At 33.0% G+C, this 23,039-nt stretch carries 22 protein-coding genes and 5 pseudogenes; 26 read left to right on the top strand and 1 reads right to left on the bottom strand.

Going from position 1 to position 23,039, the window contains the following annotated elements; all coding sequences use genetic code 11:
* Nucleotides 1–26: 26 nt before the first annotated feature.
* Nucleotides 27–634, bottom strand: a pseudogene (locus DN410_RS04185) (DUF1648 domain-containing protein).
* A gap of 154 nt (nt 635–788) precedes the next feature.
* On the opposite strand from DN410_RS04185, the gene DN410_RS04180 reads away from it, so the two are divergent.
* From DN410_RS04180 to DN410_RS04060, 26 genes and pseudogenes are all read left to right on the top strand, one after another.
* Nucleotides 789–1,355 (top strand): GNAT family N-acetyltransferase, encoded by a 567-nt coding sequence (locus DN410_RS04180; RefSeq protein ID WP_149175465.1) that lies wholly within the window; start codon nt 789–791, stop codon nt 1,353–1,355.
* Between the two features lie 6 nt (nt 1,356–1,361).
* Nucleotides 1,362–1,922: a 2'-5' RNA ligase family protein gene (locus DN410_RS04175; RefSeq protein WP_149175464.1), complete on the top strand. Its 561-nt coding sequence runs from the start codon at nt 1,362–1,364 to the stop codon at nt 1,920–1,922.
* On the top strand, nt 1,919–2,404 hold the full coding sequence (locus DN410_RS04170) for a GNAT family N-acetyltransferase (protein ID WP_149175463.1): 486 nt from the start codon (nt 1,919–1,921) through the stop codon (nt 2,402–2,404). The genes DN410_RS04175 and DN410_RS04170 overlap by 4 nt, the downstream gene beginning before the upstream one ends.
* Before the next feature lie 12 nt (nt 2,405–2,416).
* On the top strand, nt 2,417–2,782 hold the full coding sequence (locus tag DN410_RS04165; protein WP_149175462.1) for a cupin domain-containing protein: 366 nt from the start codon (nt 2,417–2,419) through the stop codon (nt 2,780–2,782).
* A gap of 3 nt (nt 2,783–2,785) precedes the next feature.
* The gene (locus DN410_RS04160) at nt 2,786–3,214 is read left to right on the top strand and encodes a GNAT family N-acetyltransferase (protein WP_149175461.1); all 429 of its coding nucleotides are present in this window, start codon (nt 2,786–2,788) and stop codon (nt 3,212–3,214) included.
* A 294-nt stretch (nt 3,215–3,508) separates the two neighbouring features.
* Nucleotides 3,509–3,805, top strand: a complete 297-nt coding sequence (locus DN410_RS04155; protein WP_000918601.1) for a WXG100 family type VII secretion target — start codon at nt 3,509–3,511, stop codon at nt 3,803–3,805.
* A 125-nt stretch (nt 3,806–3,930) separates the two neighbouring features.
* A pseudogene (gene esaA, locus DN410_RS04150) lies at nt 3,931–7,491 on the top strand (type VII secretion protein EsaA).
* Nucleotides 7,463–7,966: a type VII secretion protein EssA gene (gene essA, locus DN410_RS04145; RefSeq protein WP_149175460.1), complete on the top strand. Its 504-nt coding sequence runs from the start codon at nt 7,463–7,465 to the stop codon at nt 7,964–7,966. The pseudogene esaA and the gene essA overlap by 29 nt, the downstream one beginning before the upstream one ends.
* A 4-nt stretch (nt 7,967–7,970) precedes the next feature.
* On the top strand, nt 7,971–8,222 hold the full coding sequence (locus DN410_RS04140; protein WP_149175459.1) for an EsaB/YukD family protein: 252 nt from the start codon (nt 7,971–7,973) through the stop codon (nt 8,220–8,222).
* A gap of 73 nt (nt 8,223–8,295) precedes the next feature.
* Nucleotides 8,296–9,495, top strand: coding sequence for a type VII secretion protein EssB (essB, locus tag DN410_RS04135; RefSeq protein ID WP_149175458.1), 1,200 nt, complete (start codon nt 8,296–8,298; stop codon nt 9,493–9,495).
* A gap of 43 nt (nt 9,496–9,538) precedes the next feature.
* Complete coding sequence (essC, locus tag DN410_RS04130; RefSeq protein WP_149175457.1) at nt 9,539–14,050, top strand: type VII secretion protein EssC; 4,512 nt, start codon at nt 9,539–9,541, stop codon at nt 14,048–14,050.
* 12 nt (nt 14,051–14,062) lie between these two features.
* Nucleotides 14,063–14,485, top strand: coding sequence for a YwqH-like family protein (locus tag DN410_RS04125; protein ID WP_149175456.1), 423 nt, complete (start codon nt 14,063–14,065; stop codon nt 14,483–14,485).
* A gap of 3 nt (nt 14,486–14,488) precedes the next feature.
* A complete protein-coding gene (locus DN410_RS04120; protein WP_000503891.1) occupies nt 14,489–14,785 on the top strand; it encodes a TIGR04197 family type VII secretion effector in 297 nt (98 codons plus the stop codon).
* A 20-nt stretch (nt 14,786–14,805) separates the two neighbouring features.
* Nucleotides 14,806–16,314, top strand: coding sequence for a T7SS effector LXG polymorphic toxin (locus DN410_RS04115; protein ID WP_149175455.1), 1,509 nt, complete (start codon nt 14,806–14,808; stop codon nt 16,312–16,314).
* A 29-nt stretch (nt 16,315–16,343) separates the two neighbouring features.
* The gene (locus DN410_RS04110; RefSeq protein ID WP_033665476.1) at nt 16,344–17,117 is read left to right on the top strand and encodes a hypothetical protein; all 774 of its coding nucleotides are present in this window, start codon (nt 16,344–16,346) and stop codon (nt 17,115–17,117) included.
* Between the two features lie 135 nt (nt 17,118–17,252).
* Nucleotides 17,253–17,714: a DUF5085 family protein gene (locus DN410_RS04105; protein ID WP_000701787.1), complete on the top strand. Its 462-nt coding sequence runs from the start codon at nt 17,253–17,255 to the stop codon at nt 17,712–17,714.
* Nucleotides 17,711–18,157 carry a DUF5085 family protein gene (locus DN410_RS04100; RefSeq protein ID WP_088230460.1) on the top strand — a complete coding sequence of 149 codons (447 nt, stop codon included), beginning with the start codon at nt 17,711–17,713 and terminating at the stop codon, nt 18,155–18,157. The genes DN410_RS04105 and DN410_RS04100 overlap by 4 nt, the downstream gene beginning before the upstream one ends.
* A 279-nt stretch (nt 18,158–18,436) precedes the next feature.
* Nucleotides 18,437–18,682 carry a hypothetical protein gene (locus DN410_RS28710; protein WP_001031439.1) on the top strand — a complete coding sequence of 82 codons (246 nt, stop codon included), beginning with the start codon at nt 18,437–18,439 and terminating at the stop codon, nt 18,680–18,682.
* Nucleotides 18,683–18,703: 21 nt separating this feature from the next.
* Nucleotides 18,704–18,775, top strand: a pseudogene (locus DN410_RS28895) (DUF3952 domain-containing protein); the annotation flags it as partial.
* Nucleotides 18,768–18,920 (top strand): annotated as a pseudogene (locus tag DN410_RS04090) (lipase); the annotation flags it as partial. The pseudogenes DN410_RS28895 and DN410_RS04090, both read left to right, overlap by 8 nt.
* Before the next feature lie 37 nt (nt 18,921–18,957).
* A complete protein-coding gene (locus DN410_RS04085; protein ID WP_001016551.1) occupies nt 18,958–19,218 on the top strand; it encodes a hypothetical protein in 261 nt (86 codons plus the stop codon).
* Between the two features lie 12 nt (nt 19,219–19,230).
* Complete coding sequence (locus DN410_RS04080) at nt 19,231–19,869, top strand: hypothetical protein (protein WP_149175454.1); 639 nt, start codon at nt 19,231–19,233, stop codon at nt 19,867–19,869.
* 182 nt (nt 19,870–20,051) lie between these two features.
* Nucleotides 20,052–20,180: pseudogene (locus tag DN410_RS04075) on the top strand (DUF3952 domain-containing protein); the annotation flags it as partial.
* A 224-nt stretch (nt 20,181–20,404) separates the two neighbouring features.
* Nucleotides 20,405–21,115 carry a hypothetical protein gene (locus DN410_RS04070; protein ID WP_149175452.1) on the top strand — a complete coding sequence of 237 codons (711 nt, stop codon included), beginning with the start codon at nt 20,405–20,407 and terminating at the stop codon, nt 21,113–21,115.
* A 62-nt stretch (nt 21,116–21,177) separates the two neighbouring features.
* On the top strand, nt 21,178–21,939 hold the full coding sequence (locus DN410_RS04065) for a hypothetical protein (RefSeq protein WP_149175451.1): 762 nt from the start codon (nt 21,178–21,180) through the stop codon (nt 21,937–21,939).
* A 61-nt stretch (nt 21,940–22,000) separates the two neighbouring features.
* Nucleotides 22,001–22,777, top strand: a complete 777-nt coding sequence (locus DN410_RS04060) for a hypothetical protein (protein WP_149175450.1) — start codon at nt 22,001–22,003, stop codon at nt 22,775–22,777.
* Nucleotides 22,778–23,039: the final 262 nt, after the last annotated feature.

Genomic DNA, 23,039 nt, shown 5'->3' with positions numbered 1-23,039 from the left:
GAGGATGTAACCTCCTATTTTTTTAATTACTTTTTTAAAGGAGTAGATTGCTTGCTGTCTTTAATAAGTAAATAAATCGTACTCGGTAAAATGATAATCGTTATTCCTAAAATAATCGCTAATATGCCATAACCTCTATACGGAGCAGAAACGATAAACGGAAGTATCGCCAAAAAAACACCTGCTATCATCATTGAACTACCGCAAATGTTTGAAGCTCTTTTTTCAAGATGCTTATCATTCCATTCCAATGAAACTGTTGATTTATTCGTATCAATTTTGGAACTGAAATAGCCTATTAATATAAATAAAGCCCTAATGCTAAAAATATTAAATGATCAAGAGGGAGTGAGAAACCAAGAGCAATGAGTGCAATGACAATATCGACAAAAAATAAGAATAGTAAAATTGTATTACCAGTCCAAATGAGAAATTTTTGGTTACCTGCAGCTTTAGATAAAGCTAAAAATAGAAAGAATAAGAAGGAACATATAATTATATTTACGATCACAAAAGTGCTTTTATCCATTGTTGATGTAGGCGTTCCATTGAAGTCCCATTTTGTAACAATACTTAGTGGCAAGAAGAAATAGAGAATAATATTTATCGTAATAATAGTGAGAAATAAAGCGATACTAAATCAATTATTCATTGAATCACCAGCTTTCTAAATGAATAATTGGTATCTTATAACAAAATTATACAATAAAATAAACTATATTTGTTTTGATTTTTCTGAAAAAATATTATAATTATATATGAAATGAAGAGGGATGTAGGAGGTAATTATGCAAAACGTTATATTAAAAGGAAAGAAAGTTACTATTCGTACAATAGAAGAATCAGATATAAAAACATTATGGAATATAGTATTTAAAGAAGAAAATCCAGAATGGAAAAAATGGGATGCGCCGTATTTTCCTTTTTCAATGCAAGAATATCCGTCTTATAAAGAGAAGATGCAGATTCGTTTGCAAGAAGAACCGCTTTCAACTTTAATTATAGAACATAAAGGCCGAATGATTGGGACAGTTGTTTTTTATTGGGAGCATAAACCGACGCGTTGGTTAGAGATGGGAATTGTTATTTATGATCCAGCATACTGGAATGGTGGTTACGGTACAGAAGCATTAACATTATATCGAGATTTACTATTTGAAAAGATGGAGATTGGTAGAGTAGGGCTCACGACTTGGTCTGGTAATGAACGAATGATGAAAGTAGCAGAGAAAATAGGAATGAGATTAGAAGGTAGAATGCGAAACTGCCGATATTATAACGGAACGTACTATGATTCTATTCGAATGGGAATGATTCGTGAAGAATGGGAAGTGCTACGTGTAAAGAAGGGGTGAGGAAGTATGTACGCTACGATTGCTACATTTGATGATGTATTTGCTAATAAAATTAGAGCGTTGCAAAATGAATTAACAAATATAATTGGAACAAATCAACTAGCTGGAGTAGAACCCCATATTACACTTGCCGATTATAATGAGTTAGATGTTACTGTATATATTGAAAAGTTAAAGGAGTTTGTAGCTATTCAAGAAAACTTGGCTACAGTAGACTTTCCTTCCATTGGAACTTTTCCTACTAATGGAACAATTTTTCTGGCGCCGACTACTACCGAGGAAATGTTAAGATTTCATCATTCTTATCATGATTATTTCAAGACGTTTCAGGATAATCTAAATTCGTATTACGTACCAGGAAAATGGATTCCGCATTGCACGATTGCTAATAGGGTAAATACAAATCAGTTTTTAAGTGTAATGGAATATGTATATGAAAAATTTGATTTTACAACAGCTTCAATTGAGAAATTAAAATTAATCAAGGTAAATTATGACAATGGTTCTGCCATTTCTTCTAGTATATTAGCAGAATGTAATTTAAAGAGAATGGAGACATCGAGATGACATATGTAATTAGAGAAATGAAGCAAGAAGATATTCATGCTGTACAATTAGTAGCGAAAATAGCTTGGCATGATACATACGAAGGTATTATTCCGAGAGAGATTCAAGATCGTTTTTTAGACGAGGCATATTCTGATGAAAAAATGAAATACCGTCTTAAAAATACACATTTATTTGTTGCAGAAGAAGAGGGGAAAGTGATTGGCTTTGCAAATTTCTCACCTGTTAGACTGCAAAATGAAGCGGAATTAGGTGCGATTTATTTATTGCCAGATCAGCAGGGAAAAGGAATAGGTAGTGGTTTATTACAAAAAGGGCTGATGGTATTAAAAGGAATTCGGAAACTATACATACATGTAGAAGCGGCAAATGAAAAAGGAAAGCGTTTTTATGAGGCGAAAGGTTTTGATGAATTGGAGCAATTTGAAGAAGATTTCGAGGGACATTTAATGCAGACGGTAAGGATGGTTTTATACATATAAGGAGGACTAAAAATGAAGATATTTAATTTTAGTGAAAAAGTAGGAAAACACTTATCGGTATTTCAGTCTAATTTCATAATGTCGAAAATAGTAAACTATCAAGGGGATGTACATATCGGTGCTATGCATTTACAAGCGAATGGAATTATTGGATATCATGAAGCAGTTGTATCACAACTGCTTCTTATTGTGGACGGAGAAGGGTATGTATGCGGGACAAATAAAGAAAAAGTAAAAATAAATGCTGGACAAGCTGTGTTTTGGAAGAAGGGAGAGCTTCATGAGACAAGTACAGAAAATGGATTAACGGCAATTGTTATGGAAGCGGAAAATCTTGAACAAGCGATATTAATGCCTATTATTCAAGGGGAGTTGTGAGAAATGATAATTAAGGCAAATCAAGAAGATACCAATGAAATATTAAAATATGCAGCTCAGTCACTTTTTGAAGGGACGAGAGGGAATTGTCAGCTAAGTATAGAGAAAGCCTTTGAAATTACAAAGCCGATTATAGATAAAGGAGCATATTATTTAGTCATTAAAGAAGAAAAGAAAGTACTAGGATGGATATTAATAGGGGAAAATGTAGACTATTTTTCTCGTGAAAAACTTGGATTTATATATGAGCTGTACGTTTTTCCAGAATATCGCGGTAGAGGATTATCACGAGAGTTGATGGAAGCTGGTATTAAGGAATTGAGGGAGAAGTATTTAGAAATTCGTTTGAATGTATATGCTGGAAATTTTGCAAAAGAGATATATGAAGATTTTGGGTTTGTTGAAAGGCAAGTAATAATGAGTTTGAAGTGAAAAATATTGCGAGTGGGAGAAGAGAAAAATAAAAAATACATTTTAAACAACTTTAATAACCTCCTATCATATTGTTTGAGGGGAGATTATTGCCTTTCAGAAAATAAATGTATAGAGTATGATTGAAAAATATATAAATTAACATTATATAATATATTGTTATTATAGTAAAAGAGAAATTTTGGGAAAATATCATTTTTTTGTTTAGAAATTTTTAAATTATTGATATAATCAATTTGTAGAATTGATTTTGGATTAATTTTACTATTTTTTAATTTTAAGGGGGATTTAATAATGGCAGGACAAATTCGTATGTCACCAGAGGAGCTTAAATCGAAAGCGACTCGATATGGACAAGGGGCAAATCAAATTGAGGACATTTTACGTCAGCTACAAAATTTACAAAATGAATTAAGAGGGGAATGGGAAGGTCGTGCTTTTGAAGGCTTTGATCAACAGTTCAATCAATTAAAGCCAAAAGTACAAAACTTTGCTCAGCTATTACAAGAAATTAACATGCAGCTTAATAAAACTGCAGAAGCTGTTGCTAGACATGACGAAGATCTTTCTCGTAATTTCGGTCTACAATAAGACAGATAAAAGAACTATATAATTTAGCCATGCAACCATACGTTGTATGGCTAAATTACTTTAAAACTAGAGTAAGATACGAAGTCTTTAACTTAATAGACTCGCAGTCGCAGGAGTGATAGGTAGTGAAAAAATTCAAGTGGAGCATCTTGTTGTTTATTATTTTAGCTCTTGTGCTATCAACAGGGGTCTCCTATTTAGCGTTAAATCAAAATGTTAAGAAAGCAAATGAGAATACCACGCAAAAAATGACAGTTGCATTGGTGAATGAAGATCAAGGTACTGTATTTGAAGGTAATAAAATAGCGTTTGGAGATCAATTTGTTAAAAATGTAAACAAAAATACGAAACAAGAATGGTACGTAGTCAGTCGCGGAGTAGCAGAAAGTGGTTTGAAAAATAATAATTACAATATGATGATTGTAATACCTAACGATTTTTCTAGAAAGGCTGTTGCGATTGATTCCGAACTTCCAGAGAAATTAACGTTAAATTATAAAGTAAATGCAACTGGGAATAAAGATTTGAAAGCTGAGGCAGAAAATACAGCTTCTGCTATTTTAGAAGATTTTAATAAGCAAATCATCGATGTTTATTTTGCAAGTATTATCGGTAAGTTGCAAGGTGCACAAGATAATATAGGGAAAATAATTGAGAAAGGGACCACTCAAACGACTATGTATAAAAAAGATGTACATAGCCCGTTGGCAAATTACACAAACCAATTTAAAACGGTACAAGATTACACCGGTATTTCTGTTAATAGTTTTAAAGGATTCCAGGATGTTTTAAAAGGGTTTGGTCAAGCTTTAGATGAAGGTAATAAGTCTAATAATACGTATTTAGAAGGATTTAATAACTTTCAAAAAATGCAAACTGATAATAATCTGTTAGCGAATAATTTTACAAATCAATTTAATCAGTATATGAGCGATATGAATACAGGCGATGTTTTAAAACAATTAAGTGCACTAGAATCTGCAAATAAAATTATCGCAAATCAATTTACGCTTTCAGAGAAAGATCCTAATATTTTAGCTGATGCTTCAGCAATTCAAAAATATTTAACTGATGTCAAAAAACAAGTGTCAGAATATGATACAGAACTTGCAGGGAAGTTAGAGAGTGACATTCAAGCGACAATCCTTAAACGATTACAAAAGTCTATTTCAAATGATGGACAACAGGAAGTAGTTATAAATTCGTTAATGAAACAACCAGATATCCGAATCAAGCAACAAATTGAAAATTTAATTACGAAGTTGCCTAGTTTAAATATAGAAGAAATCGTTCAAAGTGATTTGCCTGATGTAACGAAATTACAATTGAAAAACGTAATCCAATTTACAAATAAATATAGTAAAGAAAATAATTTTTATTATGATCCTGCAAATAAAATATCTTTAGGAAATTCAATTAAAGAAGTAAAAGAAAGTTTGTTTAAAGATGGAATTACATTCAGTGATACAGCGAAAGTAATTGGAATGGATTCTTCGCAAACTATGAACGTAAGTATTCCTAGTGGCTTTGAGCTATATGGAAGTACAGATTCACTGTTAATTGATGGTGTGGACCGTACAAGTGAATTCTTGCAAAACGGATCAATTGCAATATCTGCGCGTAATGAAGGAGATTTAAATATTAGCCTTCGTGTGAAGTTAATAGATCCAAGCGTCAATATAGATGTTTTCTCTCCTGTAACGTGGGAATGGAAATTGAATGGGAATTACGAGAAAGAAACTAGTTCTGGAAACGAAGAACCTAAAAAAGAAGAACCAAATAAAGAGAATGAAGGAACAAAAACAGAAAACAGCAAGGTAGAAAAGGTAGTTAATAAAACGCAGTATGGAATAATGCCACTAGTAAACACTGTTAAAAAGCCTATCATTCAAAAGACAGAACAGAGTAACAATAATACCGAAGGGAATCCAGAAGGCGGAACGGGAACAGATAACGGAAACGGAGGAAACCCAGGAGGCGGAACGGGGACAGACAACGGAAACGGAGGAAACCCAGGAGGCGGAACAGGGACAGATAACGGAAACGGAGGAAACCCAGGAGGGGGGAACGGGAACAGATAACGGAAACGGAGGAAACCCAGGAGGCGGAACGGGAACAGATAACGGAAACGGAGGAAACCCAGGAGGCGGAACAGGGACGGAAACGGAGGAAACCAAAATCAAGGTGGGGGCTCAACAGTTATTGAACGTACAAATAATCATATTGTACATCAAAAAACTGAGAAGCTAACAAATAATACATCTAATGTATTAATTAAAGAAGCAGTGGAGACCGTCCAAAGTTATCAAGGTTTAATGAGTCTGTACCAAATGTATTATGGAATTGATTTAAGAACAAATGATGTGGGGCCTAAGCTTGAAGAAGGAAGTTTAGATGCGATTGCGACTGATCATTCATTGTACTATATGTTAAATAAACAAAGTGTAATTGATTTAATTTCAAATCTTGTTTCAGCTAGTATTACTAGTGAAGTAAAGCAAGATATGACAGGTTTAAAACAAAAAATAGACTCTTATCAACAGATCATTACTAGTGCAGATCAAAATTCGATGTTGCTAGCAGAGAAACTAAATGAAACGATGCAGCAAGCAACTAGTATGAATCAAAATTTAGGAGAGTATTTAAAAGGTTTAGCGAAATGGCGTGAGAGTAGCTTAAAGTTAGTTGAAGAGCAACAAGTATTAACGACTAATAACGCTGGTGAACAAACAGCTGTACTATCGTTAGACTCTGGTATTAAATCTTTAACGATGCAAACTCAGTCATTAGTAGAGAGTTCGAAGCATAGTTTAGCGACATCAGATGATGTGTATAAAACATTTGACCAAATTAACGGACAAGCAAAAGAAATTCAAGAAAGCGGAACGACAATTGTTTCGAAAGCAGATTCTTTATTAAATGATTTTACGAAGAAAATGGAAGACGATAAAGCATTCTCGAAAAACTTTACGAAGATTTTGGCGAATAGTCGTATTGGAGATCGTCAAAATGAGATGTTATATGAGTTTTTATCCAGTCCAGTTCAGAAACAAAATGATGGGGTAATTGTAGCTGGTAATGCCTTTACACCATACTTAATCGTATTAACTTGTTTCATTGTTGCGTTATTTACAGCATACGCAATTGCGAATCAAGAAAAGAAACGAACGCAATTAGATCATTTTGAAGAGAAATTTTCTTTAATTGATATGAATGTACCAACTACAGTAGTAGCATTCGGAATTTCGATTGTGGAAGGGATAATTATAGGAATCATTTCCGGGCGCCTTTTAAAGTTCGGTCAGGATCAAAGTTTACTGTGGATTGCGTTTATCACAATTATTATGATGGCGTTTGTATTAGTTTCAACATACTTACTGCGACAAATAAAAATGGTAGGGATGTTTATCTTATTAGTATTTTTAAGTATGTATCTATTTTTAACTGAAGCAGTTGGAAGTAAAGTAGATCAGCTTTCCACTGTCGGAAAGATACGTCAATTTTCACCACTTCAGTATATCGAAAGTTTTCTAAATGATTTTATTAGCGGTAAAGATACTGGAAAAGTTATTTTTATCGTATTGTTTGTAATTGCCATTATAGGGTTAGTTAGTAATCTATTTGTATGGCATAAGAAATGGGAGGAAAAAGAAGTAAATGATCAAACAATGGAGCATAGTGGTTAAGTTATCATTTATTTGTTTCCTTTTACTGTTTGTCGCGCTACCGATAAGGAGCGCGGCTGACAGTTATCTTGGCGATGATGGAAAGATTCAGTTTAAAGTGGACCGCTTTGAAGATAAAGACCAAGAAAAAAATAAAAAGGAACATAAGGAAACAGAATTAGATAAAGCATCGATTGATTTGTTTAACGAAGAAGTGGAAGAAGAAATTCAGAAAAAGCAAAAGAAAGAACAAAAAGAGATGGAATCTTTACGAGATTCTCTTTTTATAAAACAAAAAGAAACAAATAGTATGAAAGATACGAAAAATAGTTTGTTTAGCAGTGAATATGTTGTCAGAAAAAGCGCTGATGAAGTAGCAAGTAATCAAACAATGAATGAAAAGCCAATTAGTACAACAATAATAATATTGTTAGGTGGCAGCGTTTTACTTATTTGCATCGGTATCTATACGGTTCTTCGAAAAAGTTGGAGGTAAAGTAATGGCGATACAAACGCATATTAACGTAACAGTAGATTTTAGTAAGTGGAATGGAAATGCATATGATTTGCGTATTCCGAATCATCAATCTATTAAATATTTATTGAAAAATTTAATAGATACGTTAAAGATTGATAATCATAATGGTTCACATTTTGTAATGAAAGTAAAAAATAAATCAATTGTTTTAACAGATAATGATCGTTTAATTGATCACCAAATAACAGATGGAGATATATTACAAGTTTTATAAAGAATATTTCTTACCTTTAGTTATTTGAAAATAAGTTATTACGGGTTATAAAGAAAAGGAGAAGAGGATAAACATGACGGAAAAAACAATTCAAATTGATGCAATGAACTATCAATTTCAAATAGAAAAAGAAATTTGGAAATTGGAGATGACAAAATCTCAAACAAGTATAAAAGATTTCCGTCAATTCGATATAATTACGGGCGTGTCATCTGAGTTTGTACCATTAACGATAGAAGAAACGGATGACATGTTTACGTTTCTATTTCAAGTAGATAAAAAATTACATAAGTGGACCGATCTTAGCCGTTTTGGAAGAAATGAGAAATTAAGACTGCTTCGAAATATTGCGCAGTTTCGTAAATATTTAAATAAGCGAATCACATTCTTTTTACATCCAGACAATATAGTTTTTAATGCGAATTTAATGCCAAGTATTATACATAGAGGAATTCGAGATATTGTTCCACCAACCCCGTTGTTAGAAGAGCAATTTTTAACGCAATATAAGTGTCTAATTATTGCTTTATTCTCCGAAAAGCACAATTTTGATGATTTATATGCTGGGTTACTAAAAGATGCAAAAGAAACAACATTTGAACAAACAGTTGCTCAAATGGAAAACTTAGATGCATTACTGCAGTTTCTTGATGACAGCTTTGAGAAGGAACAAACAAAAACAGAAAAAAATATGCAGTTAGTACCTAAAAAAAGCTATAAATCGTTTAAATACTTAGCTTTTTCCTTCATAGCGGCGACAGTTATTTTAGCTGCTCCTTTAATATATTTCACTTTTATTAAATTTCCTTATCAAAATAAATTATTAGAAGCAAATGCGAGTTTCATAGCAACGGATTATGACAAAGTAATTACACAATTAAATGAAGAAGAATTTGAATCATTACCGATTGCATCTAAATATGAACTAGCATTTGCATACATTACAGCTGAAAAGCTAGGTGAAGATCAAAAGAAAATAATTATGAAAAATATTAGTTTGAAAAGTGATGAAAAGTATTTGCTGTATTGGATGTATAACGGAAAAGGTAATTTTGATAAATCATTAGATTTAGCTAAGACACTTGATGATCCGCAGCTTATTATGTACGGCCTTGTTAAACAAATTGAATCGCTGAAAAATAATCCGGATTTATCAGGAGAAGAGCGGGATCAAAAGTTAAAAACATATGAGCAACAACTAGATGAGTATGATAAGAAATATGGCAAATCATCAAACGATAAAGACTCGTCAAGCACAGAGAAAAAAGAGTAAGCAACCACTTGATGAGACAGTTGAAAAGGAGCAGTGAACACGCATGGAGCAACTATTAGTATTGACTTATGGAGACAAAATATATAAGTGCACATTACATCCAAATGAGCAATCAATAGTGTCGATTGGAAAAGAATGGACAAATGATATTACGAATCCTAGTTTAGAACAAGAAATAGAATTAAAGTGGAATAATGAAGTAAACGCTTGGATGGTACAAAATCAATTGATCGAATTCAATAAGGAATTTGAGATTGGAAAAACTAAAGATGTGAGCTTGAAAATCTTTATATCTATTATTGGCACAACGAAAGTGTTTGATATCGGAACGAAACATTCTCTTACAATGAGTCAAAACAGCTATGATGATATTTCCATTAACGGGAGTAGTGTAGATTTAATGCTATCCCGTGAAACGTTATACGATTCTTTTAAAGTGAACGTATATGAGGGGGATGTATTTCATAATTATACGAAGCTAAAAGATAGCGCAATGTTAGAAATAGGAGACATATTATATTTTGATGGTGTTTTAGTGGAGATTGGCAGTGAAGATATTCAAGTACTCTCTTCAGAAGATAATGTGAAATCTGAGTTACCTATTTTAGTAGAATCAGAAACGAATTATAAGAGCGGTTATCCAGACTATCATCGTTCACCACGTATTATTTACCGTGAACCAGAAGAGAAAATGACAATTGCAAAACCTTCAAGTATGCCGTCAAAACCAACGGAGCATTTGGCGAGAATCATTGCACCTTCTCTTGTCATGATTGTCGTAACTGTATTACTTGCTATTTTTATGAAATACGGAATGTTTATTATTGCTTCGATTGCGATGACATTAGTAACGATTATTGTTTCTGTCACATCTTATATAAAAAATTTAAAGCAATATAAAATCGACATTGTGGAACGTGATAAAAGTTATAGAGAGTATATAAAACAAAAAACGAAAGATTTACATGCAGAAAGTGAAAAGCAGCGTCATGCATTGCAATATCATAATCCAAATGTTGAAGTAATACGTAATATGGCTGTGCAAGTAAATCCACGTATTTATGAAAAAACAATGCTACATCATGATTTCTTAACATTTAGCGTTGGGACAGGACAAGCTAATACGAGTTTTGAAATCCAATTTAATGAAGAAGAATTTAGTCAAACGAAAGATGAATTAATTGATATAGCGCGCGAACTAAGACAGCGTTATCTATCATTGGAAGATGTACCAGTTGTTACAGATTTAATGAATGGACCAGTTGGTTATATTGGACAACGCTCTTTAGTGTTAGAACAATTACAATTATTAGTTGTACAAACCGCGTTATTTCATAGTTATTATGACTTGCAGTTTATTACTATTTTTCCTGAAGAAGAAAAGGAGAAGTGGGACTGGATGCGTTGGTTACCTCATGGAAGTGTTCGGGATATAAATGTACGTGGATTTGTATACCATGATCGTAGCCGAGATCAAGTGTTAAATAGTTTGTATCAAATATTGAAGGAACGAAAATTAAAACTAGATGAAAAGAGTTCAACTAATGAAAAAATGTACTTTGCACCGCACTATGTCGTTCTCATTACAGATGAAAAACTAATACTAGACCATGCTGTGATGGAATTCTTTAATGATGATCCGAGTCAATTAGGTGTATCACTTGTATTTGTACAAGATGTTATGCAAAGTTTACCGGAGCATGTGAAAACGGTAATAGACATAAGAGATGCAAAACACGGGAACATCATATTGGAACAAGGAGAGCTTGTTAACCGTCAATTTAAATTAAATCACGTACCGAAAGATTTCAATTTAGAAGATGTTTCACGAGCATTAGCACCGTTAAATCATTTGCAAAACTTAAAAAATAGCATTCCAGAAAGCGTAACATTTTTAGAAATGTACGGTGTTGAAAAAGTAAAAGAACTGAATATCACAAGTCGTTGGGAGAAAAATGCAGCACATAAATCTTTAGCTGTACCACTTGGACTACGTGGTAAAGAGGATATCGTAAACTTAAACTTACACGAAAAAGCTCACGGACCACACGGATTAATAGCAGGTACAACAGGTTCAGGTAAATCGGAAATTATACAATCGTATATTTTATCTCTAGCGGTCAATTTCCATCCTTACGAAGTGGCCTTTCTACTAATTGACTATAAAGGCGGCGGTATGGCGAATTTATTCAAAAACTTACCGCATTTATTAGGAACAATTACGAACTTAGATGGAGCACAAAGTATGAGAGCGCTCGCATCAATTAAAGCTGAATTACAAAAAAGACAACGATTATTTGGTGAAAATGATGTAAACCATATTAATCAGTATCAAAAACTGTATAAAGAAGGCTTAGTGAGTGAACCGATGCCACATTTATTTTTAATTAGTGATGAATTCGCGGAACTGAAGTCAGAACAACCAGAATTTATGAAAGAGCTAGTTTCAACAGCACGTATCGGTCGTTCGCTCGGAATTCATTTAATATTAGCTACGCAAAAACCGAGCGGTGTTGTAGATGATCAAATTTGGAGTAACTCGAAATTTAAACTAGCATTGAAAGTTCAAAATACGTCAGATAGTAATGAAATTTTAAAAACACCAGATGCGGCTGAAATTACATTACCAGGACGTGCTTACTTGCAAGTTGGGAATAATGAAATTTATGAACTATTCCAATCAGCATGGAGCGGGGCGGACTATGTAGAAAATAAAGAGGATAAAGAACATTTAGACGCAACAATCTATGCAATAAATGATCTAGGACAATATGAAATATTAAGTGAAGACTTAAGTGGACTTGGTAGTAGTAAAGAAGTAATAAGCGTTCCATCTGAGCTAGATGCTGTCATTGACTACATTCACGATTACGCAGAAGTAAATGAAATTGAGGCATTAGCAAGACCGTGGTTACCACCACTTCCAGAAAGCGTATATTTACAAGACTTACACGCTATTCAGTTCAAAGAAGCATGGACGAAAGAAAAGAAACCATTAAAAGCAACAGTTGGTCTACTAGATCAGCCTGAATTACAATCACAAACACCATTAACATTAGATATTAGTAAAGACGGACACGTAGCAGTATTCTCAAGTCCAGGTTACGGAAAATCAACATTCTTACAATCGGTCATTATGGATGTAGCTCGTCAGCATAGTCCGGAGCATTTGCATGTGTATTTATTAGACTTCGGAACAAACGGTTTAATGCCATTAAAATCTTTACCGCATGTGGCAGACATCATTACATTAGATCAAGTTGAAAAATGCGAGAAATTTCTTCGCCGCATAGAAGATCTATTAAAAGATAGAAAGCAATTGCTAAGTAAATATGGCGTTGCGAGTCTTGAAATGTATGAGAGGGCCAGTAAAGAAGTATTACCAACAGTATTAATTACGTTAGATAACTATGATTCTGTTAGAGAAGCTGGATTCGTCGAAGACTTTGAACGCATTGTTGCACAAATTGTACGTGAAGGGGCAGCGGTAGGAATTCATTTAATGCTTACGGCTACACGTCAAAATGCATTGAGAGTACAAGTAAATACAAATATTAAACTACAAATTGCTCTATATATGATAGATGAGGCAGAATCTAGAGCTATTGTAGGAAGAACAGACTTAAAAATTGAAGAATTAGCAGGACGTGGTTTAGTTAAAATTGACGAACCAACAATCTTCCAAACAGCTTTACCGACAAATGGAGAAGATGTACTTACTCGAATTGAAAATATACAAGCTGAAGGAAAAGAGATGGATTCCTTCTGGGATGGAGAAAAACCGAAAGCAATTCCTATGGTACCTGAAGTTCTGGAATACAAGGAATTCATTGCATGGCCAGAAACAAGGAAAATTATTGAAGCAGGCAAACTAACATTTGGTGTAGAAACAGAAAGCGTTACACCTCTCGAATTAGATTTAACGGAAGCGTCTAATATTGTTGTAGGGGGAATCAAGAAAGATGAAGTTGAAAATGTAGTTCATCAATTCCTTCAACAGTTAGCTGACAGTGGACACTTTGACCTAGGCTTAATCGATACTAGAACACGTAATTTCTCAAACTATAGAGAGAGCGCTGCTTTATATGTAGCTGAAAAAACAGGAATTGAGAAAACGATTAAACAAGTTACAAATGCTTATAAATCAAGAGAAGCGGCGTTTAAAGAGGAGCAGGAAGCATCAAGTGAAACAGTGAACCCGGCCGAATTTATTAAGAAATTTAAGCCGATTGTAATCGTAATTGCAGATGTAAATGATATTTTAAGTAATTTAGAAGATAGCGATATATATAGTTTAGCGGAATTAATAACAAATGGTGCATTTATGGGTATCCACTTCGTAATTGGCTGTGATGTTGATTCAATTGACAGCCGATACGACTTAGTTTCAAAAACAATAAAAACGCAATCTCATGTTATTTTACTTAGAAAGTCATCAGGCCAAATGGTCTTCGATGTATCTAATAAAGATTTAAGTAGTACAAAATTAAATCCATTTGAAGGGTATTTTGTTGAAAATCGTTTTGCTACTAGAATTAAAGTGCCAACTATTTAAGGGGGGATTTGCATGGGGATAGAGGAATTAAATAGTCAAAAATCTGGCTTGTTAAGTAGTATAAGTCATCAACAAGGGCAATTGGCTGAATTACAAATGAAATTACGAAGGGTAATAACTGCTAAAGGGAAATTTGTAAATAATCTTGAAGCAATTAGACAAAATCAAGAGCAGTTTAAGTCTTTAGAAATAAACGAGAGTAGTTGGAAAGGGCAAAGAGCAACTACTTTTAAAGAAACGTATGAACAACAAGTTATTTCGAATTTAGGGAAGTTTATCGGAGAACTAGGGAGAGTGCAAGAAGACATCGATCAAGCCATACGGCGGCTTGAAAGAGAAATCGCTACATGTGAGTCTAGTATTCTTTCTTTAAGTAGAAGTGTTTCAATGGTTGACGCTAGTATTCAAGTAGAAGTACAGAAGGCGGGGAAATGATAAATGGGGGAAATTAAATTAAATAAAGGGGTATTTGATGCGAAAGTAAGTGAATTGAAAAGTGGGGCTAGTGATTTAGGTAAGACTAAATTTAATGGTATGCAGTTACATCGTACGAATTTAAGTAAACTGAAAAAATATTGTGAAGCGATTGAAAAGTTATCGAAAAAAGTGCAGCAATATGAACAAATACTACAAAAGGATATTAGTAGAATTCAGCAAACAGGACAAGAAATGGTTCAGCAAGATGAAAAGCTTGGAAAAGATTTGAAAGACAGTTCAGCTCACCGTGCTATGTAAAGGGATAGGAGGGGGAAAATATGAGCAAAATCATAGAGTTACAAGAAGTAAAAGAACTGCAAGAGCGGTTTAATTCAAGTGCTGAAGAGTTAAATCAACATTTGGAAACATTGCAGCAAAAAATAGAGGAGTTTACACAAATTAACTCTTTTCAAGGGAAAGCTGCTGATACTATTAAGAATCATTTATCTACAGTTCATGGAGCTGTTATCACTGGATTTACAGTTACAACGGAAATGTTAAAAAGTCAATTTCAAAAAGCAGTAGAGGAGTTTAACAGTCAGGTCGATAGCGATGCAGATGCAAAAATTCATGGAAGTTATTTGGATGATGTAAAGAAAAAAGTTAATGGATATAGTGAGGGATTTAGCCACTCTAATGAAGCGGCGAAAAAAACAGTAGGTACGATTAGTGACATCGTCGCAATTCAATATCCATCATCATCAAGCATCACTGAAGGCGCTGTAAAAAGCCAAAAAGAAATCAGTGATACATTAGAAAAATTAGAGACTTATAATAGTAAGCAAAGTGACCTGCAAGAGTTTGATGAATTAATGCGTAAGATAGATGAGGGAATGAAACAAATAAAAGTGAATAATGGGAATTTGTCTATCGCTTCAATAGGGAAGTTATTAGCTGACACATCAATTGGAAATATCATTAAGGGATTGGCAGATGGCATGACTAAGTTTGATATTGGGAACAAGGGAGCTAAGGCTACTTTAAATGCCTACATACGTATGCATTATGTTACAAAGAAATTGGGTTTGGAAGTCCTTTTTGATCCTAAAGGCCGAAAAGGTAAAGGGGCATATACATTATCGACTTCTAAGAAAGAAGATATGGTTTTAGCAGAAAGAATACTTAAAATGGATAATAAAGATGACGTTTTATTCAAATATTTAAAGGATAAATTAGAATTTAAATTCGAGGGTTTGAAAACAACAAAGGAACAAATAAAAAAGGCACGCAGAAATATTTATAAATTACCAGAGTTTCAAAATTACGCAGATTTTCGGATGGATCGGGAGAACAAAGGATTGCCTACCGCGATTGGGAAAAAAGGACTGAGTTCATTTAAAGCTGCTTGGGCAGACGGCTTAAAGGATATTAATCCTATGAAATGGAAAGAATCGTTTAAAGGCCTAGGTAAAGCAGGAGGGATATTGAAAGGAGCAGGTATTTTTGGAGCGGTTATGTCAGTTGGAGGTAATGTTGTTGATGCTAAAGAAGGCGGTTGGCAGTTAAAAGATGTAGTGGATATAGCAACAGATTCAGCTGTAGATATTGGAGCGAATGCTGGAGCTATGGCAGCTGGTGCTGTAGCAGGATCATTTTTCCTTCCGCCGCTTGGTACTGTGGTTGGGGCTGGTGTTGCAGTAGGTATTACAGCCGTAGCAAATATAAAATGGAAAAAATTCGGCGGGGACAGTGCGATTGATCTTGCTAAAAAAGGAGTAAAAAATGTAACTGAAAAGATAGAAGAAAAATTTAAAATAGGGGAGAAACTTAAATCTATATTTTGGTAATCAGACTACACGAAAGGTGCAGATAGATGATGTGGGATATAAAAGAAGAAGATTTAGATGGATTTCGAGCAACATGTAGCAGTCGTTTAAGCCCTGAAGGTGCTATGGTTTTCTTTATTGGAGGGATAGTTTATACTTCAGTATTTATGTTTTTTATTTTTATGGGGGGCTTGGAGTATTATAATACTTTCTTTGACAAAACAATTGTTAAAATTGAAATTGTGTTATATAGCTTACAAATAATGTTTTTAATTCTATATTCATTTCCAAAAGTGTGTTTTAAATTACAAAAACTACAAACTTTTGTAATATTATTATATGCATTTCAATTAGGTACTATAACATTCACAGCGTTGATTCTTCCTGGAATTTCGGAGGATTCAATTGACAGAATTACATTAATATATGTAGGTATGTTATTCCTAGGAGCAGTCATTGTTCACATTGTGACAACTATCGATACATTTAAACAAGCGAGTGAAGGTGCGTTCAGTAAGGATGAAAGATCTACCTCATTTTTTAGTAAAACAAAGGGGAATGTGATGAAGTGGGCTACACTATATGCACTAACCCTTCTTGTTTTGATTTATTTTCATACTAATTATGCGTTCGATGTTTTAGTCCTTTATGTAGTGGGTACTGTATTAATGTATACAATTGCTGTCGGTGCAGCTGAATTTCAACTATTAATGTATTGTAGATTTAAGTTCCCTTCATTTAACATATCATGGGAGCAACATAAAAGAGAGTCTCCAAGATATCAAAAGAAAAATAAAAAAGGTAAATCAAAACGTAAGGCGTAAAGGAAATGAGTATAGTAGATTTAAATGTTTGTCATTTACTATAATGTGGAAGGAATATGAAGGAGAGCGTAAGTGACATTTGAAGAAACATAAAAAATATAGCCAAGAGAAGGTATAGTAAAAGGAGTAGGTATTATGAAAATTCAATATAAAGCATTATCACTCTTAAATTTAATTAGCATTACCCAAATTGTAAAAAAAGAAGATTGGTTATTACCTGCTATCGCACTGAGAAATCAAGTTGTTCATAATGGAATATATGCTGTAGGTCCCGTTCTTTTTAAATATCAGCCATTGGAAAATGAACCAGAGTACGGCGAATATACATATTCTGTTCCAGTAAATGAACGTGTTAAATTAGGAGAGAATTCTGCATATGAGTATGTTGATGGATTAATTATTGAAGAGGCATTAAGTGTTCGATTTACTGATGAAGATGGTGATATTGAAGAGGCTTATAATTTAATACATGAGTTTGCAGAACAGCATCATATTAAATTAGAAAACGGTTTTTATCACGTATGTTTAGACGTATACGGTGACATGTGGCTAGATATTTATGCTCCTATTATAGAAGTAGGTGAAACAATAAAATGATAATAGAAGGACAAAGTATTGCGTATACAAATGTTGTTTCGAAAGAATACTATTTTCATTACAAAGATATGGAAGAAGCAATTGAACATTTTATGTCAGAAATTGCAACAGCGAATTTAACAGTAAAAGGTCCGATGTTTTATGCTTTGAAAAATATACCATCTGATGAAAATATGTATGTTGAATTATTCATGCCAGTAAATGAAGATAAAATTCTAACATCAGAAACACTTCAATTTAGGAGCTATTATTATGTTGATGAGATGCTCATGAAACGATATACGGGAGATTATGAAAAATTAACAGAGCAGGTATATGGTGAAATGCTTCAGTATATGGAGGATAATAATCTGAATTTAGCCTCGCCAATTTATCATGTGTTTAGCGGTGATGAGTCTTTACAGTATGTTGAAGTGAAGATTGCTGTATTTAATGAAGAATAATATTTTAAGCTTGTGATTTTTAAAATATGGAAATATCATAAAAGAAATAGTTTTGAATAGGGTTTGGGGAAATAACATAAATAAAACCTTCTCTTCTCGTTAGAATGAGGAGGTTTTTCGTTCTCAAATCTACATATAATTAACTTAATATTTCGACATGTGATTTTCAGTTGAATCATTCTGTATTGGTAGTAGTTACGTTCTATAGTTCGCTTTGTTGCTATTTTGAAGGGGAAAGTTTATTCAAAAGTCAATTTGTAAAGAGAGGAAGGTGTTACTTTGAATAAGGAGCGGGATGTTTTGAAAACAGAGAAAAGTTTTTTTGAAAGGACAATAGTATCTATATATAAAGCGTTAGAATTTATAATGAAGTATATAATGATTCTAATAATAATAATGTCAATATTTGTGATAATTGCTGCTGTTTATTTTAAAATATATGAGGGGATAGGGGCGGGTGTATTCCTCTTAATCTCGTCATTATTTGCATATGTGGTGTTTTTTAAGAAAAGTAAAAATGCCTAGAGGAACCAACGAGGTATCAGTATGAAGTTAAAGAAAAAAGCTAAGATGATGATAGTTCTGTCAATAGTATCAAGTTTATTAAGTGGATGTGGTTAAGTACGGATACGGGACCAATATGAAAAATTGCCGCAGTCTTATAAATGAATATGATCCTTTGTATGGCGCCATTAAAGCCGCAGATTTTGTAATACCTGGACAGGTTTATAAAATGGAAATTGGGGATATTTCGGTATTTTTATAGTTAGGAAAAAGTTATTCTAAAAGGAGTATGTTGGGTGAATCATAGACGTAAGAAAAAGAAACCGAAACAAATAAGAAAAGAATCTGTTAAGAAAAAACCGATAGTAGAAGAAAAACCACTAAAGAAGAGTAGCAACAAGTTAGTTGATATTCTCCTAGGTATTCTTCTTTTCCCAATTTTTATATGGGCTGTCTTGGAAGGTTCTACAACACAAGTAAGCAAAGGGAAGACTTTCCTTATTATCGTTTTCTTTATCTTAATTACAATAGGGTTATCTATGATAGGAAACAAATAAGGGGGAGTTCAGATGTTTAAGAAGAAGGAGAAAAAAAGCATTTACGTTAGACTGGTAAACACACAAGGGGAAATCATTCGAGAGTTTAATTGTACAGAAAAAGACTTGCAAAAAGTAAAAGGAAATGGTGCTGAAATTCGTGTGGTTGGAGATAACTCATATGAGATGGTAGCAACCGATGAACAACTAGAAAAACTAGCAAGAGTCGAAGCAGAAATCGAAGCAGAAATCAAGGAATGGGAAGACGCTTTAAATGAGAGTTTGGATGAACGAGAGGAAAGAGAAGCAAGGCAGAAAGAATTGAAAGAAAAGAATAAATGGAGTACAAAGAAGAAAGTAATCGTATTTGGACTGATATTCTTTGTATTTATTGGATTACCTATTATTGAGGGGTATCAGAATAGTAAACTAGTTGAAGAAGGAACATCATTAAATGCAGAAATTGTAGGTAGGCATGTAGAGAAGGAATTCATGTTTACACACCCCACATTAGTAGTTGAGGTAGACGGTAAAAAGCATAATGTATGGGTAAGTGAAGAGACATATAACGGAGCAGAGTGGTTAGGTAGACTAAAAGTCATCAAAACAAAAGATGGTAAAGTTGAGAAGGACCCTAGATATGAGGATGAAGACTTAATCACGAGTTATTAAGCAGTATGTTTTTAATAATCGCTTCTCGAATTAAACAACATTATTATTTGCAAAAATCGAATCCATTAAAATAAAAAACAAATTTTAAATAACTGTAATAACCTCCTAACATATTATTGATGGGAGGTTATCATCTTTCTGAAGATAAAATTAAAGAGCTTTATTATCTCGATACAATTGTGATGACAGTAACCTTTTTACTAAGTGAGTGCAGTTTCGGGGAAATGAAAATAGAGTATGAGGAATTAGAAAAGGTATTGTATGAAGGGGAGATGAATACGATGATGCCTGCAAGTGATGAGGGATATGCTTAAGTGAAAGAGAGAAGAATATTTAGAGCTTTTGAGGAGAAAGAAGGCTATTTGTACTATCAAAAGCATTCTGATTATGTACGGTAATTAATGTAGTGATGATATGCATAAAAGATTATCTAAATTTAGTTATACAAAAGAGGAAGATACTTAAAAAAGTTACGAATGTAATGGGATTTTAGTGAATGAAAATTATTTAAACTGTATAGAAGGTGAAAAACTGAATGTGGAACATAAAAGAGGAAGATTTAGATCAATTTAGGATTACATGTAGAAATCGTTTAAGTCCTGAAGGTGCGACGGGATTTATGATGGGAACAATCATTTTTGTTTCACTGTTGATGTTTTTTATTTTCGTAGCACTAGTTACAGATGGTTGGGATTACTATTCAACTTTTTTCGACAAAATAATAGTTAGTATTGAATTAGTTTTATATAGTTTACAAAAGCTCGTTGTAATATTATATGCATTTCAATTAGGTACAATAACATTTACAGCGTTAGTTCTTCCTGGAATGACTGACTATTCAATTGATCGAATGACTTTAATTTGTGTAGGGTTATTATTTATAGGAGCCGTTATCGTTCATATTGTGACAACATTTGATACGTTTAAGCAAGCAAGTGAAGGTGCGTTTAGTATGGATGAGAGGTCTCAATCATTTTTTAGTGAAACAAAAGAAAGAATGATAAAAGGTAGCATGGTATATAACTTAGTCCTTCTAATAATCATTTATTTCCATAATGATTATGACTTTGATACGTTAATTTTGTATGTAGTAGGGACAATTGTAATGCATGCAGTAGCCATCGGAGCAGCAGAATTCCAGCTCTTAGTGTACTGTAGATTCAAATTCAAGTCATTTAATATGACGTGGGAAGAGAATGAGAGAATGCGAAAGCGAAATACAAAATCCAAAACGAAAAGTAAGTAAGAGTGAAATAGAATTTAAGTGTATGAGAATTATTTAAACTGTATAGAGGGTGAAGAGTCAGGATGTGGGATATAAAAGAAGAAGATTTAGATAAATTTCGAATAACATGTCAAGGGCGTTTAAGTCCAGAAGGTGCTACGGGTTTTATGGTTGGAACAATATTTTATATTTCAATATTTATGTTTATTATTTTAGTAGGGGATTGGAATTACTACAACAATTTTTTTGATAGAACAATTGTTAAAACTGAAATTGTGTTATTTAGTATTCAAATTATATTTTTAATTATATATCTATTTCCGAAAGCATGTTATAAATTTCAAAAGTTACAAACGCTAATCGTATTACTATATGCGTTTCAACTTGGAACAATATTATTTGCGGTTTCGGTTGTTTCTGAAATGGCTGATAATTCAATTGCTAGGATATATACAGGGCTATTATTTTTAGGGGCAGTCATAGTACATAGTGTGGCGACAATTGATATATTTAAACAAGCAAGTGAAGGTGCGTTTAGTAGTGATGAAAGATCCACTTCGTTTTTTAGTAAAACAAAAAGAACTATGATAAAGGGTGCTACAATATATACACTAATAATTCTTATATTAATGTATTTTCAAAATGATTATTCGATTGATTTTTTAGTTATGTATGGAGTAGGAACTGTTTTAATGTATGCGGTTGCAATTGGAGCGGCAGAATTCCAACTATTGGCGTACTGTAGATTCAAATTCAAGTCATTTCATATGACGTGGGAAGAGAATCAGAGAATGCGTGGAAGATTTCGAAAACAAAATAAGAAATTCAAAACGAAAAACAAATAATATATTAATAGAATTTTAGTGTTCGGAAAATAATTGAAACGTATAGAAGGTGAAAAACTGAATGTGGAATATAAAAGAAGAAGATTTAGATAAGTTTAGGATGACATGTAATGATCGTTTAAGTCCTGAGGGTGCTACAGGATTTATGTTTGGAGGAATACTTTATAGTTCAATAGCCGTTTTTTCTATTATTGTATCAGGTGGTTGGGAGTACTGTATGGTTCTCCTTAACATAGGAATTGTTAAGCTAGAGGTGTTGGCATATGCTCTGCAAATAATTTTTTTCGTGCTATATTTATTTCCAAAAGCACAATTTAAATTTCAAAAGTTACAAACACTTGTCGTATTATTATATGCATTTCAAATGGCTACTATATTACTTACAGTTTTAGTTGTTTCTGAAATAGCTAATAATTCAATGGATCGTATTACGTTGAATTATGTATGTTTGCTATATTTAGGAGCGGTAATTTTCCATATTGTAACAACAATAGATACATTTAAATTGGCAAGTGAAGGTGCGTTTAGTATGGATGAAAGATCCGTGTCCTTTTTTAGTAAAACAAAAGGAACTATGATGAAAGTTGCTTCAATATACGCATTAATCGTTCTTATTTTGATTTATTTTCATAATGATTATGCGTTTGATACTTTTATTGGATATGTAATAGGTACTGTTTTAATGTATACAATAGCAATCGGTGCAGCTGAATTTCAGCTATTAGCATATTGCAGGTTTAAATTTCCGTCATTTAATAAAACGTGGGAGCAACATAAAAGAGAGACTCCAAGATATCGAAAGAAAAATAAAAAAGGTAAATCGAAACGTAAGGCATAAAGAAAGTGTGTATTGTAAGTTTTGATGGTGAAAAGTAATAATTTATAGGAGAGTATTTGAACTACTAAAAGAAAATTTACTTATGTAAGGTGATTCAAGTGATTGGTAGGTTATCTGATCGAAAATGTAGAGTGGGTAGTGTGATGATGAAATGAACAAAAAAGGGTTTCTAAAATGATTACTATCATAATAGCGACATAAGTGTGATAAATATTTCTATTTGTAGTGGAAAGAATTTGAGAATAAACAGGTAGCCCCAATT

The sequence above is a fragment of the Bacillus sp. SH5-2 genome, assembly GCF_008368905.1.
GTDB lineage: Bacteria > Bacillota > Bacilli > Bacillales > Bacillaceae_G > Bacillus_A > Bacillus_A luti.
The sequence above is the reverse complement of the archived record's forward strand: the minus strand, read 5'-3'. Positions and strand labels throughout refer to the sequence as shown.

What these genes read in the sequence shown, in the direction of transcription:
- DN410_RS04180 (WP_149175465.1), top strand. Translation starts at nt 789, where the DNA reads ATGCAAAACGTTATATTAAAAGGAAAGAAAGTTACTATTCGTACAATA.
- DN410_RS04175 (WP_149175464.1), top strand. Translation starts at nt 1,362, where the DNA reads ATGTACGCTACGATTGCTACATTTGATGATGTATTTGCTAATAAAATT.
- DN410_RS04170 (WP_149175463.1), top strand. Translation starts at nt 1,919, where the DNA reads ATGACATATGTAATTAGAGAAATGAAGCAAGAAGATATTCATGCTGTA.
- DN410_RS04165 (WP_149175462.1), top strand. Translation starts at nt 2,417, where the DNA reads ATGAAGATATTTAATTTTAGTGAAAAAGTAGGAAAACACTTATCGGTA.
- DN410_RS04160 (WP_149175461.1), top strand. Translation starts at nt 2,786, where the DNA reads ATGATAATTAAGGCAAATCAAGAAGATACCAATGAAATATTAAAATAT.
- DN410_RS04155 (WP_000918601.1), top strand. Translation starts at nt 3,509, where the DNA reads ATGGCAGGACAAATTCGTATGTCACCAGAGGAGCTTAAATCGAAAGCG.
- essA (WP_149175460.1), top strand. Translation starts at nt 7,463, where the DNA reads ATGATCAAACAATGGAGCATAGTGGTTAAGTTATCATTTATTTGTTTC.
- DN410_RS04140 (WP_149175459.1), top strand. Translation starts at nt 7,971, where the DNA reads ATGGCGATACAAACGCATATTAACGTAACAGTAGATTTTAGTAAGTGG.
- essB (WP_149175458.1), top strand. Translation starts at nt 8,296, where the DNA reads ATGACGGAAAAAACAATTCAAATTGATGCAATGAACTATCAATTTCAA.
- essC (WP_149175457.1), top strand. Translation starts at nt 9,539, where the DNA reads ATGGAGCAACTATTAGTATTGACTTATGGAGACAAAATATATAAGTGC.
- DN410_RS04125 (WP_149175456.1), top strand. Translation starts at nt 14,063, where the DNA reads ATGGGGATAGAGGAATTAAATAGTCAAAAATCTGGCTTGTTAAGTAGT.
- DN410_RS04120 (WP_000503891.1), top strand. Translation starts at nt 14,489, where the DNA reads ATGGGGGAAATTAAATTAAATAAAGGGGTATTTGATGCGAAAGTAAGT.
- DN410_RS04115 (WP_149175455.1), top strand. Translation starts at nt 14,806, where the DNA reads ATGAGCAAAATCATAGAGTTACAAGAAGTAAAAGAACTGCAAGAGCGG.
- DN410_RS04110 (WP_033665476.1), top strand. Translation starts at nt 16,344, where the DNA reads ATGTGGGATATAAAAGAAGAAGATTTAGATGGATTTCGAGCAACATGT.
- DN410_RS04105 (WP_000701787.1), top strand. Translation starts at nt 17,253, where the DNA reads ATGAAAATTCAATATAAAGCATTATCACTCTTAAATTTAATTAGCATT.
- DN410_RS04100 (WP_088230460.1), top strand. Translation starts at nt 17,711, where the DNA reads ATGATAATAGAAGGACAAAGTATTGCGTATACAAATGTTGTTTCGAAA.
- DN410_RS04080 (WP_149175454.1), top strand. Translation starts at nt 19,231, where the DNA reads ATGTTTAAGAAGAAGGAGAAAAAAAGCATTTACGTTAGACTGGTAAAC.
- DN410_RS04070 (WP_149175452.1), top strand. Translation starts at nt 20,405, where the DNA reads ATGTGGAACATAAAAGAGGAAGATTTAGATCAATTTAGGATTACATGT.
- DN410_RS04065 (WP_149175451.1), top strand. Translation starts at nt 21,178, where the DNA reads ATGTGGGATATAAAAGAAGAAGATTTAGATAAATTTCGAATAACATGT.
- DN410_RS04060 (WP_149175450.1), top strand. Translation starts at nt 22,001, where the DNA reads ATGTGGAATATAAAAGAAGAAGATTTAGATAAGTTTAGGATGACATGT.